The organism is Vibrio sp. J502, from assembly GCF_025397955.1.
GTDB lineage: Bacteria > Pseudomonadota > Gammaproteobacteria > Enterobacterales > Vibrionaceae > Vibrio > Vibrio anguillarum.
On record NZ_CP104554.1, the window covers coordinates 2,568,185 to 2,586,706 of the forward strand.

The window sequence follows — 18,522 nt, forward strand, 5'->3', positions numbered from 1 at the left end:
CTGACTTACTCTGCAAAAGTAAGTACTAAGTTACTTGTTGCAAAGGCTTGGCAAGGGAATATCCAACCTTGTCGCTGCTCTTCGTCAGTCAACATCGGTTCTAAGTTATATTCCACTACACCTTCTAATTTTCTGCACATACACATAGCGCATGCACCTATTTGACAACGGTGTGGAAAAGAGATGTTCTTGTTGAGCGCAGCTTCCAACACCGTTGTACCGTCTTGCACTTCAAAAGTATCGCCTTTCGGAAGCAAGATCACCGTATAAGTCATAAAATACCTAGCTCATCCCAGAGCGAGTCTATTTTGGTGACGACCTCGTGATCTTTTTGGATTGGCGTCCCCCACTCTCGCTGAACTTCACCAGAGAGTTTGTTGGTTGCATCCAGTAGGAGCTTGGAACATTGCCCTTCATTAGCTTCTATACGATCAGTATCTCGAGACGGATCCATGCGCGTGGTTATCGCCCAAATCACATCATTCCAATCTCGGATATTCACATCATCATCACAGAGCACAACAAACTTCAGGTTTGAAAATGTCTCTAAAAATGCCCATATCTTTTTTAACAGCTCTTGAGATTGACCAGCGAACGCTTTGTTCATGGATACCATCAAGAAACCATCATTAGAAAATGGCACTAAATAGATATCAACAATCTCAGAATGCTGTGCTCTAAGCTGATCCACATGCTCAGCTTTGATCTGAGGAGCCGTTGATGGTGATGACTGTTGTCTTGTACCGTCACTCTCAACATCCCATTTAATGGTAGCATCTAAGCCCATTTTGGAGCCTAGCCCCACCACTGGGGAGGCAAAATCAAGTGAATCAATCGGTGTATGTTCGATGAATAAAGTGTCTCGGACTGGGTCCATATGTGTTGTCATTGCATTGATAACTGAATTCCAATCACGAGCATCGACTGATTCATCGCACACCACCACATATTTAGTGTACATAAACTGGCGAAGGAACGACCAAACTCCCATCATGACTCGCTTTGCATGACCAGGGTATTGCTTTTTCATCGTCACCACCGCCATTCGATAAGAACAACCTTCCGGCGGTAAATAGAAATCGACGATTTCAGGGAACTGTTTTTGGAGTATAGGTACAAACACTTCATTTAACGCAACACCAAGCACAGCTGGTTCATCAGGTGGGCGTCCGGTATAAGTGCTATGGTAGATAGGATTGCTGCGCATTGTGATATGCGTAACCGTAAAGACACGATGCTTTTCAACTTCATTATAGTAACCCGTGTGATCACCATAAGGCCCTTCGTCAGCATATTCGTTTGGATCTATGTAGCCTTCCAGCACAATTTCCGCACTAGCAGGCACATCTAGATCATTACTGAGCGATTTAACCACTTCTGTTTTACTGCCTCGTAGCAATCCCGCAAAAGCATATTCAGAAAGCGTATCTGGCACTGGTGTCACCGCACCTAAAATGGTTGCAGGATCAGCACCAAAAGCCACTGAAATGGGGAAATTCTCTCCGGGGTGAGTGTCCATCCAATCTCTTAAATCTAGAGCACCACCACGATGCGCCAACCAACGCATAATGACTTTGTTTTTACTGAGTTTCTGTTGGCGATAAATCCCGAGATTTTGTCGCTTCTTGTTTGGCCCTTTAGTGATGGTCAGCCCCCAAGTCAGAAGAGGAGCAACATCATCGGCCCAACAACTCATCACTGGGATTTTGTCTAAGTCAACATCGTTGCCCTGCCAAACAATCTCCTGGCAAGGAGCCTTGCGTAGTCGTTTGGTTGGCATGTTGAGCACTTGCTTAAATAAAGGCAATTTATCGATAGCATCTTTGAAGCCCTGTGGTGGCTCGGGCTCTTTGAGATAAGCCAGTAATTTGCCGACTTCCCTTAACTCTTGGACCTCTTTACGCCCCATGCCGATCGCGACGCGTTTTGCGGTGCCAAACAAGTTAGTGAGCACGGGAACCGTATAACCGATCGGGTTTTCAAATAGCAAGGCAGGACCTGCGGCACGCAAAGTGCGGTCGCTAATTTCCGTCATTTCATAATGAGGGTCAATCGGGCAAGTAATGCGTTTTAGTTGGCCTGTTTTTTCCAGATGGTCAACAAATTCACGTAAATCCTTAAAGCTCATAGGCCTACTACATCGCTGATTAAACTGCAGGCAGTATAACAAAAACAACCCATTAACGATCCCCAAATTTCATAGGGTTATTGAGAGAGGGCTTGCAAAATACCACGACTTTTCACCTGAGAATTACTCACCAGTAAATCCTTTAGCCAGCGGCTGTGTCCTTGCTCGACCAAAGCAGTAGCCACTAAATTGACCTCTTCATTGATTGACATTTTGGCTATCAGAAAGTCGCGGATATCAGGACGCATGGGGCTAATGCGAACTAATGCCTTAATCGCTTGTACTTTTAAACTTGGATTTTCACTGGCGGCCATGATCTGTTTTATCGCAAATTCATCGCTTACACTGGCTAATCGTGTGAGTTCCTGCTGAATGGAGAAATCGACCCGCATCAGCCACAGGAGTTTATAGATTTTAGGATCTGCACTAACTTGAGCTAATCGAACCATCACTTGTGTGGAAGGCAACCATCCGGTTACTGGCTCTGATGTCAGTTGCTCAGTGAGCGCAGCTAACGCACTTGGGGATAGTGTATCTAACTCGCGGATCAGTAACGTTTCGCGAATTTTTACTTGATATTGAGTCCCTGACAACCATGTTTTCAGTACTAGCTCTTGGCGCTCCGCCTTCACCAAGAAATCGAGAATGGTTTGTTCTTGCCGCCAACGCTTTAATAAACGGCTGGCTATCGCAGAAGAGTCAAAAGCTGGGGTTGAGAATTCATAGCCTTGTTCTTTTTCGACAACTTGATAAGTGGGTGCAAGCGCTTGCTGCTCTTCAATGAAGATCACCATATTCGGCGTTAGCGCGAGATCCAACTGCTCGATTTTTTGCAGCAACAGAAAACGTGCGGCTTCTTGCGGTAATAGTGCTAAACGTTGTAATGAAAAACGCAAAGAATCAAATTCATCATGTACCGCGTACTGCAATAGCTCTGCACTTTTATGGCGAATTTGTTCTTCCTGAAGCCATTTCTGAGCTGTATCAGACGTTATTTCTATAGAGGCAGCACTTGGCCACGCACAAAATAAAAATAGCGAGAGGAGAAGCGACGACAACATTCCTTGTTGCATTTTAACCTCCTTGTAACATTTGGCCTATTGTGGAAGGTTAATGGGTCAAATGCAAACAAAAACGCCACCGATAAACGGTGGCGTTGGTCATACTAAACTTAGCGTCTATTATTGACGGCGCATCGCATCAAAAAACTCATCATTAGTTTTCGTCATCGCGAGCTTATCAATTAGGAATTCCATTGCGTCACTTTCACTCATTGGGTGAACGATCTTACGCAGAATCCACATTTTTTGTAACTCATCAGGCTTAGTAAGCAACTCTTCACGACGAGTACCGCTGCGGTTGAAGTCGATAGCAGGGAAAACACGTTTTTCCGCAATTTTACGGTTAAGGTGCAATTCCATGTTACCTGTACCTTTAAACTCTTCGTAGATAACTTCATCCATTTTAGAGCCAGTATCAACCAGTGCCGTCGCAATAATCGTTAAACTACCGCCTTCTTCTACATTACGAGCCGCACCGAAAAAGCGCTTAGGGCGTTGCAATGCGTTGGCATCCACACCACCAGTCAACACTTTGCCAGATGACGGGATCACTGTGTTGTAGGCGCGAGCTAAACGAGTGATGGAATCAAGCAGGATAACGACATCTTTCTTATGCTCAACCAAACGTTTTGCTTTTTCGATCACCATTTCTGCCACTTGTACGTGACGTGAAGCTGGCTCATCGAACGTAGAAGCAACCACTTCGCCTTTCACAAGGCGTTGCATTTCCGTTACTTCTTCAGGACGTTCGTCAATCAGTAGCACCATCAACACACAATCAGGATGGTTGTTAGCAATACTTTGCGCGATATTTTGTAGCAACATGGTTTTGCCCGCTTTTGGCGGAGCTACAATCAAACCACGCTGGCCTTTACCAATCGGAGAGGCAAGGTCTAGAACTCGTGCCGTAATGTCTTCTGTCGAGCCATTACCACGCTCCATGATCATACGTTCATTGGCATGCAGTGGAGTTAAGTTCTCAAATAAAATCTTGTTACGTGCATTATCCGGTTTATCGTGGTTAACGGTGTTAACTTTTAACAATGCGAAATAACGTTCGCCTTCTTTTGGTGGGCGAATTTTGCCGGATACTGAGTCACCGGTACGTAAGTTGAAACGGCGAATTTGGCTTGGTGATACGTAGATATCATCAGGGCCAGCTAAATATGAACAGTCGGCGCTACGTAAGAAACCAAAACCGTCTTGAAGAATTTCCAAGACCCCATCACCAAATATATCTTCACCACTTTTTGCGTGCGCTTTTAGGATGGAGAAGATGATGTCTTGTTTTCTTAGACGCGCTAGGTTTTCGAGGCCTAGGCTCTCACCAAGTTTCACAAGATCAGACACAGGTCTGTTCTTCAATTCTGTTAGATTCATTGTGGTGGATACTTGTTTAGTCAAAATAGGATCTATTTTCTAGTTAAGATGGATTTTGGTCTCAGGATCGACCAAGAAGTGAACACTTGTCTAATTAACGTGCGATAAACTAGCACTAAATAATAGCCTAGTCTAGAGTTTGTTTCTTTTCAAAAAAACAAAGCCGTGCATCAGAAAATGTACGGCTTTGCGATACCCGTTATAGGTTTGCGTCCAAAAACTCTTTCAATTGAGTTTTTGATAACGCACCAACTTTCGTTGCAGCGACGTTGCCATTTTTGAACAGCAGCAAGGTTGGGATGCCACGAATACCAAACTTAGGTGGAGTACCTGCGTTGTGGTCGATATTTAATTTACCGATAGTCAGTTTGCCTTCGTACTCGCTAGCGATTTCATCCAAAATTGGTGCAATCATCTTACAAGGACCACACCATTCTGCCCAAAAATCAACAAGAACAGGGCCTGCAGCTTTGATTACATCGTTCTCAAAACCATCATCTGTAAGCTGCAAAATCTTATCGCTCATCTTCCACTCCAATATGTTTTTCTGCACTGATTATAAGCTAACCAGTAAATAGATGCTCTATTGGAATGTATTTACTTTCGTATTGCAAGCTTAAGCTGATATTCTATGGCGATGAAAAAGACACATATCACAGAGCAAAAGTTCGCCGATTTGGGATTACATCCTCAAGTTGTTGAAGGATTGGAAAAAAAAGGGTTCGATTACTGTACCCCGATCCAAGCCTTGGCGTTGCCGGTACTGCTCACCGGCCAAGACATTGCAGGCCAGGCCCAAACAGGGACTGGTAAAACGCTTGCGTTTCTCGCTGCTACTTTTAACCACTTACTAACAACCCCTGAACATGAAGGGCGAAAACCGACGCAGCCGCGTGCCATTATTATGGCTCCGACTCGTGAGTTAGCGATTCAAATTTATAACGACGCCGAACCTCTGATTGCCAGTACTGGCATCAAAGCCGCGCTGGCTTACGGTGGTGAAAGCTACGATAAGCAATTGTCTAAGCTGCAAGATGGTGTCGACATATTGATCGGTACAACAGGACGTATCATCGATTTCTACAAACAACACGTGTTTAACTTGAATAATATTCAAGCTGTAGTGCTGGATGAAGCCGATCGCATGTTTGACCTTGGTTTTATCAAGGACATTCGTTTTCTGTTTCGCCGTATGCCTGAACCTAAAGAGCGCCTGAACATGCTGTTTTCAGCCACGCTTTCTTATCGCGTTCAAGAGTTGGCGTTCGAGCACATGCATAACCCTGAGCACGTGGTTGTTGAACCAGAACAAAAAACTGGCCATCGCATCCAAGAAGAGCTGTTCTACCCGTCTAACGAACATAAGATGGCGCTATTACAGACACTGATAGAACAAGACTGGCCAGATCGCACCATCATTTTTGCCAACACAAAACACCGCTGCGACTCTATTTGGGGTCATTTAGCTGCAGATGGGCACCGTGTCGGCCTACTAACAGGTGATGTACCGCAGAAGAAACGTGAAAAGATCCTTGAGCAATTCACTACCGGTGATGTCGACATTCTTGTTGCAACCGACGTGGCAGCGCGAGGCTTACACATTCCTCAAGTCACACACGTATTCAACTACGACTTACCTGATGACTGTGAAGACTACGTGCACCGCATTGGTCGTACAGGTCGCGCAGGAGAGAGTGGTCACTCGATTAGTTTTGCCTGTGAAGAGTACGCCATTAACCTAACCGCGATTGAAGAGTACACCGGGCACGCGGTTCCTGTTTCTGATTACGATGCATCGGCGTTGATTGAAGACTTACCGCCGCCAATTCGTCTGCGTTCTCGTAATCCTCAGCAGCGCCGTACTAATAACAATGGCCCTCGTACTGGCAACCGTAAGCCACAAAGTCGTCGCCCACGTCAACCGCATCAAAGTAATAAGGGTTCGTAATCCATTTATGAGTAAAGCCGTCTCCTCGCCGCTCTACGCTGCCATCGACCTTGGGTCGAACAGTTTTCATATGCTCATCGTGCGTCATATTGATGGCAGTGTACAAACGATGGCCAAAATAAAGCGCAAAGTACGCTTGGCCGCCGGGTTAGATGATAACAACGCTCTTAGCCAAGAAGCGATGCAGCGAGGATGGGACTGCCTCAGTTTATTTGCGGAACGACTACAAGATATACCCGCCAGCAATATCCGTATTGTTGGCACTGCCACACTGCGTACAGCCACCAACGTTGAGCTGTTTTTAACTCAAGCCAACCAAATACTCGGCCACCCCATTCAGGTTATTTCCGGTGAAGAAGAGGCGGCGACTATCTATAAAGGAGTGGCGCACACTTCGGGTGGCTTAGGACGACGCTTGGTTGTCGATATTGGTGGGGCCAGTACTGAACTCATCATTGGTGAAGGGTTCGATGCCAAAGCGTTAACCAGTTTAAAAATGGGCTGCGTCACTTGGCTTGAGCGCCATTTTAAAGACAGACAGCTTAACGCGGCTAACTTTAATCGAGCGATCGATGCGGCAAAACAGACGTTAGCGCCTATCCTTGAACAATACTCACAGTTAGGTTGGGATGTGTGCGTGGGTGCCAGTGGCACAGTACAAGCGTTGCAAGAAATTATGTTAGCGCAAGGTATGGATGAGGTGATCACTCATACCAAACTAAAACGCTTGCAAAAACAAGCGATGCTCGCCGATCACTTGGAAGAGCTTGATATTGAAGGCTTAACTTTAGAGCGAGCGTTAGTTTTCCCAAGTGGCCTATCGATTTTAATTGCCATCTTTGAACTGATCGAGATTGAATCGATGACTTTAGCTGGCGGCGCATTGCGTGAAGGCTTAGTGTATGAAATGGTCGAAGAGCTGCGCCAAGATGACATTCGAACGCGTACCATCAATAGCGTTCAGGTGCGATATCAAATTGATGTTGACTACGCCAAGCAAGTGGCTCAACTTGCCCAATCGCTGCTCAAACAGTGTGGGGGGGAAGATTGGATTGCGGAACCGCAAGCTGAAATGCTGCTCACTACCGCTGCACAATTGCATGAAATAGGGTTAGCGATTGATTTAAAAAAAGGCGGTGAACACAGCGCCTACCTGTTACAAAACCTCGACTTACCCGGCTATACCCGTGCACAGAAACACTTTCTAGGCGAAATTGCTCGTCGTTATCGCGAGCAGCTCTCTTCATTGCCAGAGCAGTACGCTCTGTCGGGCAACAGCGCCAAACGGGTGTTACGTTTACTGCGCCTTGCCGTATTGCTCAGCCATCGTCGTAACAAGGCACTACAGCCTAAATTTACACTGCAAGCTCAAGGTGACCAACTGACTCTTCGGTTATCCGCCAAATGGTTAGCGGCCAATCCTCTCACCACCGCCGAGCTGGATATTGAAGCAAACCGTCAAAGCGACATTGGTTGGCCACTCATTATCGACCCATCATAATCATAAATAGTCATAAGATACATAAAAAAGCCCGAGCAGCACTTGCTCGGGCTTTGATTTTCTCTCTTCCTAGTATAATGGCTTGCTACTCCACTACTGAACATTTCAACTACTGAGCATTGATCCCAACGGTTCGAAAATCAGGGTTGACCGCTGTCAGCTTCCGGATCAAGTAATTGAGCAGCACACCGTACATCGGCACAAACAGGCCTAAACTGATCACCAGTTTAAAACCATAATCAACCAAGGCAATTTCGGTCCAATGTTCAGCCATGAACGGATCTGGGCTTTGATAGAAAGCAATCGCAAAAAAAGCGACCGTGTCTAGTGCATTACCAAATAACGTAGAACATGTTGGCGCAACCCACCACTGCTTCATCTGGCGCAGACGATTAAACACATGCACATCCATAATTTGCCCTAGCAAATACGCCATAAAACTGGCAATCGCAATACGCGCAACAAACAGATTAAACTCATGAAGCTGGGCAAGCCCTTGGAATTGACCTTCAAAAAATAGCACCGAGAGTGCATAAGAAACAATCAAAGCCGGTAACATCACTAAGAAAATGATTTTACGAGCCAACGCTGCACCAAAAATGCGTACAGTGAGATCCGTTGCCAGAAAAATGAATGGGAAAGTAAATGCGCCCCAAGTGGTATGTAAACCGAATACAGTAAAGGGCAACTGAACCAGATAATTGCTTGATGCAATAATGATCAAATGAAATAGCACTAAAAGTGCCAAAGCTTTGCGCTGCTGCGCAAGGGTAAAGTAACTCATTGTGTACCTTTTTAGTTTGTTTTGGGGGCGAGGGAACCCAAATCGAAGAATTAGTCTTGCATTAATTTATAGGCCTAACACGCGTTCATATTCAAATCACGAGCTCAGCGGCGGGCGATTATACAGTAATAAACCCCCTCGACAAGCCTTGAAATAAGAGCAAACGTTTACTCATTGAAGAAAATATAACCATTCCAAAATTCCCCTTTCACAGCTAAAGGCCGACCTTTTTGTTGTAGACATCCATGGGAACGTGCTACTCTTCGCCTCCATTTTTTCTGGCCTTATTTTCATTTTCTAGGATGAAACTCTCTGGGTCAGTGCTATCTTTTAACATGCTGATAGACGCAAATATCAGCATTCAATCCTAACCTAACGTGGAACAGAACAGATGGGCAAAGGTACTCTTTATATCGTCTCTGCACCCAGTGGTGCAGGCAAATCAAGCTTGATCTCTGCGATGTTGGAAACCAACCCAACCTATGCGATGAAAGTCTCTGTTTCACATACCACACGCGGCATGCGCCCGGGCGAACAAGATGGTGTTCATTACCATTTTGTACAAAAAGAGCTGTTTGAAGAGTTGATTACTAAAGGTGAATTTCTCGAACATGCTGAAGTATTTGGCAACTACTACGGCACCTCTAAGGTATGGATTAAAAATAACCTCAACAAAGGCATTGACGTTTTTCTTGATATTGACTGGCAAGGCGCGCGTCAAATACGCGACAAAATGCCGGATGCAAAAAGTGTGTTTATCCTTCCTCCTTCAAAAGAAGAATTGGAACGCCGCTTGAATGCTCGTGGTCAAGACAGTGAAGCCGTCATTGCTAAACGTATGAATGAAGCTCAAGCTGAAATCTCGCATTACACCGAATACGACTATGTCATCATAAATGATGATTTCGATGTGGCATTAATGGATTTCAGAGCTATTTTACGTGCTGAACGATTGAAGCAAGACAAGCAAGCTGCTAAATATAACAGCATGCTCAACGCGCTACTGGCGGAATAATCACCCGCTCAAACAAGGCAAAGTCTATCGCTAGTATAAACAAAGATTAGACTGTATACTCTCTCGTCATTTAAAAATTTTTAGTTAACTATTTGGAGTTCTCATGGCACGCGTAACTGTTCAAGACGCTGTTGAAAAAGTGGGCAATCGTTTCGACCTAGTTCTGATTGCGGCTCGCCGCGCTCGTCAAATGCAAACTGGCGGTAAAGATTCATTGGTGCCAGAAGAGAACGATAAGCCAACCGTTATCGCTCTGCGCGAAATCGAAGAAGGTCTTATCACGAAAGATGTGCTTGATGCTCGTGAGCGCCAAGAGCAGAAAGAGCAAGAAGCCGCAGAATTGGCCGCCGTAAGCAGCATCGCTCACAACCGTTAATTCTGCCATTCAAATTCAACAACCTTCCGGGCCTATAATTTGTATCTATTTGATAGCCTTAAAGACGTTGTCCAAGAATACCTAACAGAGCCTCAAATTGAGGCTCTGCGTCAATCTTATGTGGTCGCACGTGAAGCTCATGAAGGGCAAACCCGTTCTAGCGGCGAACCTTATATTATTCACCCTGTTGCGGTTTCTCGAATTTTGGCTGATATGCGCCTTGATTTGGAAACGCTACAAGCAGCGTTATTACATGATGTCATCGAAGATTGCGATGTCACTAAAGACGATCTTGAAGCGCAATTTGGTCACGCCGTGGCGGAATTGGTAGACGGGGTTTCTAAACTCGACAAGTTGAAATTTCGTGATCGTAAAGAAGCCCAAGCCGAGAACTTTCGTAAGATGGTGCTGGCAATGGTGCAAGACATTCGCGTTATTCTCATCAAACTTGCTGACCGCACACACAATATGCGTACCCTTGGCGCATTGCGCCCGGATAAAAAGCGTCGTATTGCCCGTGAAACGTTAGAGATTTACGCGCCTCTTGCCCACCGCTTAGGGATTCATAACATCAAGACTGAGCTAGAAGAGCTTGGCTTTGAAGCATTGTACCCAAATCGTTATCGCGTATTGAAAGAAGTGGTAAGATCCGCTCGCGGTAACCGCAAAGAGATGATCCAACGCATCCACAGTGAAATTGAAGGCCGCTTGCAAGATTTCGGTTTGAAAGCACGCGTGGTCGGCCGTGAAAAGAACCTGTTCTCCATCTATAACAAGATGAAAACCAAAGAACAGCGCTTTCACACCATTATGGACATCTACGCTTTTCGAGTCGTGGTCGACACTGCAGATACTTGTTATCGTGCATTAGGCCAAGTTCATAGCTTGTACAAACCTCGCCCGGGGCGCATGAAAGATTACATCGCCGTGCCCAAAGCGAACGGCTACCAATCTTTGCATACCTCGATGGTCGGCCCACACGGCGTCCCAGTTGAAGTGCAGATCCGCACTGAAGACATGGAACAGATGGCCGACAAAGGTGTTGCTGCTCATTGGTCTTATAAAGGTAATGGCGAACGCACTGGCACCACCGCGCAAATTAAAGCACAGCGCTGGATGCAAAGCCTACTTGAGCTACAACAAAGCGCTGGCAACTCGTTTGAGTTTATTGAGAACGTTAAGTCGGATCTTTTCCCTGATGAAATCTACGTCTTCACCCCCAAAGGCCGCATCGTTGAGCTGCCTGTCGGGGCAACTGCGGTTGATTTTGCCTACGCGGTACACACCGATGTCGGTAATACCTGTGTTGGAGCTCGTGTTGATCGAAACCCTTATCCGTTAAGTAAATCACTGAAAAACGGCCAAACGATTGAAATCATCAGCGCACCAGGGGCTCGCCCTAATGCCGCTTGGCTCAACTATGTGGTCACGTCTCGCGCTCGTACTAAGATACGTCAAGTGCTTAAAACCATGCGCCGTGAGGAATCGATCACACTTGGTAGACGTTTGCTCAATCACGCGCTGGGTGATCTTTCACTCAGTGACATCAGTGACGAGAACATTAAGCATGTGATTGGTGAGCTTAAAATGGCCACGGTCGATGATCTGCTGGCCGCGATTGGTTTAGGCGAACTGATGAGTATTGTCATTGCGCGTCGTCTGCTTGGCGATGCTGATGAGCTGACCGAAGTGGAAAGCAATGATGGCAAACCGAAAAAGAAACTACCGATCCGCGGTGCTGAAGGTATTTTGCTCACGTTTGCTAACTGCTGCCACCCCATCCCAGACGATCACATCATTGCGCATGTCTCTCCGGGTCGTGGTTTAGTGGTGCATCGTGAAACCTGCCCTAATGTTCGTGGCTACCAAAAAGAGCCGGATCGTTACATGGCGATTGAGTGGTCTAAAGATTACGACCAAGAGTTCATCACCGAACTGAAAGTGGACATGCAAAACCACCAAGGTGCGTTAGCGGAACTGACGAATGTAATCTCGAAAACAGGTTCCAACATTCATGGCCTCTCCACCGAGGAGCGTGATGGACGTTTGTATACTGTCACTGTGCTGCTGACCACCAAAGATCGCATTCACTTAGCAAACATCATGAAAAAAATTCGTGTGATGCCTCATGCACTGAAAGTGCGACGCCGGAAAAATTAAACTATCCAAATAAATAAAACCCCTTGCGGCTAACCACTCATGGGGGTTTTTATTTTCCGATACCTACCCCCATCTTGCATTTTAGGCGTCACTATTCAAATTAGTCGATGGCCTGCCGCTTATCGACCATTACATGATTTTATGCTGTACAAAAAAACAGTTCGATGGTTGAATAATAGATAACGATACTGTTAATGAGCCCTGTTATGTCACAGCTACTGTCCGCGATTCCTCTCACCTCACTCTCTGGCGTGGGTGCTAAAGTGGCTGAAAAACTGGAAAAGGTTGGCTTAATCAGTGTGCAAGATCTGCTGTTCCATCTCCCTTTACGTTATGAGGACCGCACACGGATCTACCCTATCGCTAAATTGCATCCCGGGCTTTGGGCCGCCGTGCAAGGTAAAGTCATGGCGGTGGATACGGTTTTTGGCAAACGCAAAATGCTCACAGTAAAAATAAGCGATGGTAACGGCACCATTATGCTGCGTTTTTTTAACTTTACTGCTGGGATGAAAAACAATTTCGCTGAAGGTAAGTTAGTGCACGCTTACGGTGAAATTAAACGTGGTGGATTCGGCCTTGAAATTGTTCATCCTGATTATAAATTTTATGCTCCTCAGCAACAGCCAGATGTCGAAGCTAACTTAACACCCGTTTACCCAACAACCGATGGCCTGCGCCAACTCACGCTACGCACACTCACTGATCAAGCATTAAGTTTACTCGACAAAGCCGCCGTACAAGAATTGCTACCTGCCGGGTTGTATGATCACCAAATTACGCTCTCTGAAGCGCTGCACATCATTCACCGGCCGCCACCGGGCATTAACCTGCAACTGTTTGATGAGGGGAAACATCCGGCGCAGGTTCGCCTAATTATGGAAGAGCTGTTGGCGCAAAACCTCTCCATGCTGGCTGTACGCCATCAAGGCCAGCAAGATATGGCATTGCCACTGGCTGGGTCTGGCACACTCAAACAACAACTGCTTGCACAACTGCCTTTCTCTCCCACTAAAGCGCAAACACGTGTTGTGACAGAGATCGAAGCCGATCTGGCAGAAGCTCACCCCATGATGCGTTTAGTACAAGGTGATGTGGGCTCAGGGAAAACCTTGGTCGCGGCATTAGCCGCCGCACGAGCTATCGAACATGGCTATCAAGTAGCATTAATGGCACCGACGGAATTGCTGGCCGAGCAGCACGCGATTAACTTTGCCAACTGGTTTGAAGCAATGGGCATCCAAGTCGGCTGGCTGGCGGGTAAATTAAAAGGCAAAGCGAAAGAAACAGAACTGGCTCGCATTGCCAGCGGTGAGGCAAAAATGATAGTGGGTACTCACGCTCTTTTTCAAGAACAAGTTGAATTTCATCACCTTGCGCTCGTCATCATTGATGAACAACACCGCTTTGGCGTCCACCAGCGTTTAGAACTGCGTGAGAAAGGAGCGAAGCAAGGCGCGTATCCGCACCAGTTGATCATGACCGCAACGCCGATCCCACGAACTTTAGCGATGACTGCTTACGCTGATTTAGAAACCTCCGTTATTGATGAACTGCCACCGGGACGAACGCCCATTCAAACTGTCGCAATCCCAGATACAAAGCGTGATGATATCGTCGAGCGCGTACGTCATGCCTGTTTGAGTGAAGGAAAACAGGCTTATTGGGTCTGTACTTTGATTGATGAGTCTGAGGTGCTAGAAGCACAAGCCGCCGCCGACACAGCGCAAGAGCTACAACGCACTCTGCCCGATGTCAAAATCGGTTTGGTGCATGGTCGAATGAAGCCAAGCGAAAAACAAGCGGTGATGCAAGCCTTTAAAAATAATGAACTGCACTTGCTGGTTGCCACAACGGTGATTGAGGTTGGCGTTGACGTGCCGAATGCGAGCTTGATGATCATCGAAAACCCTGAGCGTTTGGGCTTAGCACAGTTGCACCAATTACGCGGCCGCGTAGGGCGAGGCTCTGTCGCCAGCCATTGCGTATTGCTCTACCATGCGCCGCTATCGAAAACCGCGCAAAAACGCTTGGGTGTACTACGTGAGAGCAATGACGGTTTTGTGATTGCCCAACGAGACTTAGAAATTCGCGGTCCGGGTGAGCTGCTTGGTACCAAACAGACCGGCCTCGCGGATTTCAAAATTGCGGATTTAGTCCGTGACCAACGTTTAATTCCTGAAGTACAGCGCATTGCTCGCTACTTACACGACCATTATCCAAGCCACGCGACCGCCATTATCGATCGCTGGTTAGGAGAGAAGGACATCTACGCCAAAGCATAAGATTGTTCGTTCTGTATTCCCCTCTCCCTTACACAGCAAAAGCAAACGTTTGCTTTCTTGCGTAAACCCTCTATAATTTCGCCAATTTTTTTAGTGAACTACTCACTTATCCAGTCCGAGCAGATTCTGATTAACAGCAATCACAGATGACGTGTCTGCTCCACTTAGTGCTCCCACTCAGCGAACGCTAAGACAACAACGCACCATTAGGAAAACAGTATGACTATCCACAACGCTTCGCGTAAGTCTGATTTGGTTTATCAACTCAACGATAGGCCACCGCTACCCCAAACCATTTTCGCCGCTTTACAACATTTGCTAGCCATGTTTGTTGCGGTCATCACCCCTTCGCTCATTATTTGCCAAACACTTGGTGTTTCTGCCGAACAGACTAACACCATCATCAGCATGTCGCTGTTTGCATCTGGCTTATCCTCCTTTATCCAGATCCGCACCATTGGCCCGATTGGCTCCGGTTTACTTTCTATCCAAGGCACCAGTTTTAACTTTCTTGGGCCAATTATTGGCGCAGGCTTGTCATTAAAAGCGGGTGGTGCAGATATCAGCACTATGATGGCGGCGATCTTTGGCACCATTTTAGTCGCTTCTTTTGCTGAAATCCTATTATCACGAGTGCTGCAATACGCGCGCCGCGTGATCACGCCGCTGGTGTCGGGCATTGTGGTTACCCTGATAGGCTTAACACTGGTACAAGTTGGTTTAGTTTCTATGGGTGGCGGCTATGCTGCGCTCAGCGATGGCACTTTTGGCAGCTTAGACAAACTGGCGCTGGCGGGAACCGTGCTTGGACTTATCGTGCTGCTCAACCGCTCAAGTAACCCATACATTCGCGTAGCATCGATTGTGATTGCGATGTTCGTTGGTTATATCATGGCCTACTTGATGGGGATGGTGAACACTGATTCACTGAGTGAAACCGCCCTGATTGCCCTACCAATACCTATGCAGTTTGGTTTAGGTTTTGATTGGTCACTCTTTATTCCTCTGGTACTGATTTTCTTGATCACCGCATTGGAAGCGATTGGTGATATCACCGCCACTTCTGAAGTGTCGGGCGAGCCTGTCAAAGGGCCGATTTACATGAAGCGTATTAAAGGTGGTGTGCTGGCTGATGGTTTGAACTCCGCGCTGGCGGCGATCTTTAACAGTTTTCCCAACTCGACCTTTAGCCAAAACAATGGCGTAATTATGCTCACCGGGGTTGCCAGCCGTTATGTGGGTTACTTTATTTCCGCCATGTTGGTGTTGCTCGGCCTGTTCCCAGGCGTGGCAAGCTTTGTACAATTGATTCCTGAACCGGTACTTGGCGGTGCAACCATCGTCATGTTCGGCACCATTGCAGCCGCGGGTGTGCGTATTATTTCCCGTGTGGATCTCGACCGCCGCGCGATTTTAATCATGGCGCTATCGTTTTCGATGGGGTTAGGCATTGCGCAAAAGCCAGAGATTCTGCAATTTATGCCTGAGTTCATTAAGAGCATTTTTTCATCCGGCGTAGCGGCTGGCGGTATCACCGCAATTTTGCTCAACTTGCTGCTGCCAGAAAAATTGCCACGCGAAGAAGAAGAACTCGAAGAGATCAAAACCAACTGATCGCATGGATGTGCCCAAAAACTTCGGTCAGTAACCGAAAGGGCATAAACCGTAAACACAATGGGCTCAACTGAGCCCATTGTGTTATTTAGTTACGAAGCTTATTTGGTCGGAAAGCTCAGTTGCGCTTTGAGGCCACCTTCACTGCGGTTACTCACCACAACGCTGCCATGATGCTGGCTCACAATCCGTTTCACTATCGCCAAACCAAGCCCTGTACCTTCACTGCCGCGCGCGGTATCACCACGCGTAAAAGGTTCAAACACTTTACTCACTTGGCTAGGATCAATACCCGGGCCATTATCCTCCACACAAACCCAAGCCATTTTGTTATCTGCGGTACTGCCCGTACTCACCTTAACCCAACCATTACCATAACGAATGGCGTTCACCACTAAGTTGCTCACCGCGCGTTTAATGGCGATCGCATTGCCAAAGGCTGGCTGCATTGGTAAATGCAGCGCGACATCGATTTTGATCTCATAACCCCCTTCGGCAGTGGCGACATCATTGGCGATCTCATTGAGATCAACGGCGGTAAAGGTCTGTTTATTGACGGGTTTAAGGTAGTCCATAAACTGACTGATGATCTCGTTACACTCTTCCGTATCACTGATGATCCCTTCGGCGAGATAACTCTCTTCTGGAGACATCATTTCCGTGGCTAAGCGAATACGAGTCAGCGGCGTACGTAAGTCGTGGCTGATCCCCGCCATCAATAATGAGCGATCCTCTTCAAGTGCTTGGATCCCTTTCGACATTTGATTAAACGCCAACGTCACCGCGCGAATTTCAGAAGCGCCTTTGAGTGGCAATGGTGGCGGGTTCTCACCTCGGCCAACGGCTTTGGCGGCTTTTTCTAAGGCAATTAAAGGACGATTTTGCAGACGAATAAACAGCCATCCCCCTAAGACGATCAATAACGCCATCACCAAACTATTGTGAAATAGTGGCGCAAAATCCTCTTTTTGCAGCTCAGAGAGAGGGATGCGTATTAATGACCCCGGAAAAGAGTCCACTTTCATCCATAAAATATAACTCTCTTTACCCAAAATCATCCGCACATCGGTCGGCGAGCCGAGCTCATTGCTCATCTCCTCGCTCATCAAATCAATGCTGATGGCATCGTGATACTCTTGGGCCATCTCACTCTCTTCACCATGAATAGTGACACCCAACTGTTCTAACACTCGGCGGCGCTGTAAGGCGTCCATTCCCAGCTTCGATGTATTGTTCGCCGCATCATCCAGCATTAGGTTGATCTCATGGCCCAAAATCTTATTGAACTGCTGCAAACTGGGCATCAAAGCATAGTTAAATACGGCGTAATAAGAATACACTTGGCTGGCGATCAGCAATGAAAAGAAGAGCAAAATCGATTGAGTAAAGGAACTGCGAATGCGCATAGGAAAACCCGCTATGAACGTACTATCAAAAAGGCGACAAAAAAGCTCCTGTGGGTTAACCGACAGGAGCTGATTGAAATTTAAGACTCTTTACCATCTGGAACGAAGACGTAACCTAAGCCCCACACCGTTTGTATGTAGCGTGGTTTGCTTGGATCCACTTCAAGCATGCGACGTAAACGCGAGATTTGCACATCAATCGAGCGCTCCATTGCGGAGTATTCACGCCCTCTTGCCATATTCATCAACTTATCGCGCGACATTGGCTCACGCGCATTGGTGACTAGGGTCTTCAATACGGCAAATTCACCGGAAGTGAGCGGCATCGGCTCATCGCCACGGAACATTTCGCGGGTACCTAAATTCAGGCGAAACTCACCAAATTCAACCACCGACTCTTCAGCACTTGGCGCGCCAGGGGCTTCAATCACTTGGCGACGTAGCACGGCTTTGATTCGCGCCAGTAGTTCACGCGGGTTAAACGGTTTGGGCAGGTAATCATCCGCACCCACCTCCAAGCCAACAATACGATCCACTTCGTCGCCTTTGGCGGTCAGCATTAAAATCGGCAACATGTTATTGGCGTTACGCAAGCGGCGGCAAATAGACAAACCATCTTCACCCGGCAACATCAAATCAAGCACCATTAGGTGGAAGTTTTCACGAGTGAGCAGGCGATCCATCTGTTCGCTATTGGCGACACTACGCACCAGAAAACCTTGCTCTGACAAGTAACGCTCAAGCAATGCACGTAAACGCGCATCATCATCCACCACTAAAATTTTATAGTTTTCTTGCATCTGAGATCCCACCTAATTCTGAGCTTCAGCCAATATCAAACCGAGCGAGTAAAATGTAACACCG

15 protein-coding genes are annotated in these 18,522 nt (G+C 46.8%); 7 read left to right on the plus strand and 8 right to left on the minus strand.

Features of this window, described 5'->3' with window-relative positions; genetic code table 11:
• Positions 1-5 precede the first annotated feature (5 nt).
• The 5 genes from N5E84_RS11865 to trxA form a co-directional block, all read right to left on the minus strand.
• A complete protein-coding gene (locus tag N5E84_RS11865) occupies positions 6-275 on the minus strand; it encodes a 2Fe-2S iron-sulfur cluster-binding protein (protein WP_013855397.1) in 270 nt (89 codons plus the stop codon).
• On the minus strand, positions 272-2,128 hold the full coding sequence (gene ubiD, locus N5E84_RS11870; protein ID WP_029388360.1) for a 4-hydroxy-3-polyprenylbenzoate decarboxylase: 1,857 nt from the start codon (positions 2,126-2,128) through the stop codon (positions 272-274). The genes N5E84_RS11865 and ubiD overlap by 4 nt, the downstream gene beginning before the upstream one ends.
• A gap of 77 nt (positions 2,129-2,205) precedes the next feature.
• Entirely contained in the window at positions 2,206-3,201 is a 996-nt protein-coding gene (locus N5E84_RS11875) for a hypothetical protein (protein WP_019282831.1), read from the minus strand.
• Positions 3,202-3,309: 108 nt separating this feature from the next.
• A complete protein-coding gene (gene rho / locus N5E84_RS11880) occupies positions 3,310-4,569 on the minus strand; it encodes a transcription termination factor Rho (protein WP_010319292.1) in 1,260 nt (419 codons plus the stop codon).
• A 199-nt stretch (positions 4,570-4,768) separates the two neighbouring features.
• Positions 4,769-5,095 carry a thioredoxin TrxA gene (gene trxA, locus N5E84_RS11885; RefSeq protein ID WP_010319293.1) on the minus strand — a complete coding sequence of 109 codons (327 nt, stop codon included), beginning with the start codon at positions 5,093-5,095 and terminating at the stop codon, positions 4,769-4,771.
• Positions 5,096-5,206: 111 nt separating this feature from the next.
• Here trxA and rhlB point away from each other — a divergent pair, with 111 nt between their 5' ends.
• Positions 5,207-6,517 (plus strand): ATP-dependent RNA helicase RhlB, encoded by a 1,311-nt coding sequence (rhlB, locus tag N5E84_RS11890; protein ID WP_029388361.1) that lies wholly within the window; start codon positions 5,207-5,209, stop codon positions 6,515-6,517.
• Positions 6,518-6,524: 7 nt separating this feature from the next.
• Positions 6,525-8,018, plus strand: coding sequence for a guanosine-5'-triphosphate,3'-diphosphate diphosphatase (gppA, locus tag N5E84_RS11895; protein ID WP_069211982.1), 1,494 nt, complete (start codon positions 6,525-6,527; stop codon positions 8,016-8,018).
• Positions 8,019-8,127: 109 nt separating this feature from the next.
• Here gppA and N5E84_RS11900 read toward each other — a convergent pair whose 3' ends face one another.
• Positions 8,128-8,802, minus strand: coding sequence for a 7-cyano-7-deazaguanine/7-aminomethyl-7-deazaguanine transporter (locus N5E84_RS11900; protein WP_026028324.1), 675 nt, complete (start codon positions 8,800-8,802; stop codon positions 8,128-8,130).
• Positions 8,803-9,193: 391 nt separating this feature from the next.
• Here N5E84_RS11900 and gmk point away from each other — a divergent pair, with 391 nt between their 5' ends.
• The 5 genes from gmk to N5E84_RS11925 all read left to right on the plus strand — a co-directional run bounded on the left by gmk (position 9,194) and on the right by N5E84_RS11925 (position 16,252).
• The gene (gmk, locus tag N5E84_RS11905) at positions 9,194-9,817 is read left to right on the plus strand and encodes a guanylate kinase (RefSeq protein WP_019282833.1); all 624 of its coding nucleotides are present in this window, start codon (positions 9,194-9,196) and stop codon (positions 9,815-9,817) included.
• Between the two features lie 103 nt (positions 9,818-9,920).
• A complete protein-coding gene (gene rpoZ / locus N5E84_RS11910; RefSeq protein WP_013855406.1) occupies positions 9,921-10,193 on the plus strand; it encodes a DNA-directed RNA polymerase subunit omega in 273 nt (90 codons plus the stop codon).
• Positions 10,194-10,232: 39 nt separating this feature from the next.
• Complete coding sequence (gene spoT, locus N5E84_RS11915) at positions 10,233-12,353, plus strand: bifunctional GTP diphosphokinase/guanosine-3',5'-bis pyrophosphate 3'-pyrophosphohydrolase (protein WP_019282834.1); 2,121 nt, start codon at positions 10,233-10,235, stop codon at positions 12,351-12,353.
• 206 nt (positions 12,354-12,559) lie between these two features.
• Entirely contained in the window at positions 12,560-14,638 is a 2,079-nt protein-coding gene (gene recG, locus N5E84_RS11920; RefSeq protein ID WP_029388362.1) for an ATP-dependent DNA helicase RecG, read from the plus strand.
• Between the two features lie 219 nt (positions 14,639-14,857).
• Entirely contained in the window at positions 14,858-16,252 is a 1,395-nt protein-coding gene (locus N5E84_RS11925; RefSeq protein ID WP_019282836.1) for a uracil-xanthine permease family protein, read from the plus strand.
• Positions 16,253-16,353: 101 nt separating this feature from the next.
• Here the strand turns inward: N5E84_RS11925 and envZ are convergent, their stop codons facing one another.
• Together envZ and ompR are read right to left on the minus strand one after the other, a co-directional pair.
• Positions 16,354-17,658 carry a two-component system sensor histidine kinase EnvZ gene (envZ, locus tag N5E84_RS11930; protein ID WP_017043535.1) on the minus strand — a complete coding sequence of 435 codons (1,305 nt, stop codon included), beginning with the start codon at positions 17,656-17,658 and terminating at the stop codon, positions 16,354-16,356.
• 80 nt (positions 17,659-17,738) lie between these two features.
• Complete coding sequence (ompR, locus tag N5E84_RS11935) at positions 17,739-18,458, minus strand: two-component system response regulator OmpR (RefSeq protein ID WP_010319303.1); 720 nt, start codon at positions 18,456-18,458, stop codon at positions 17,739-17,741.
• Positions 18,459-18,522: the final 64 nt, after the last annotated feature.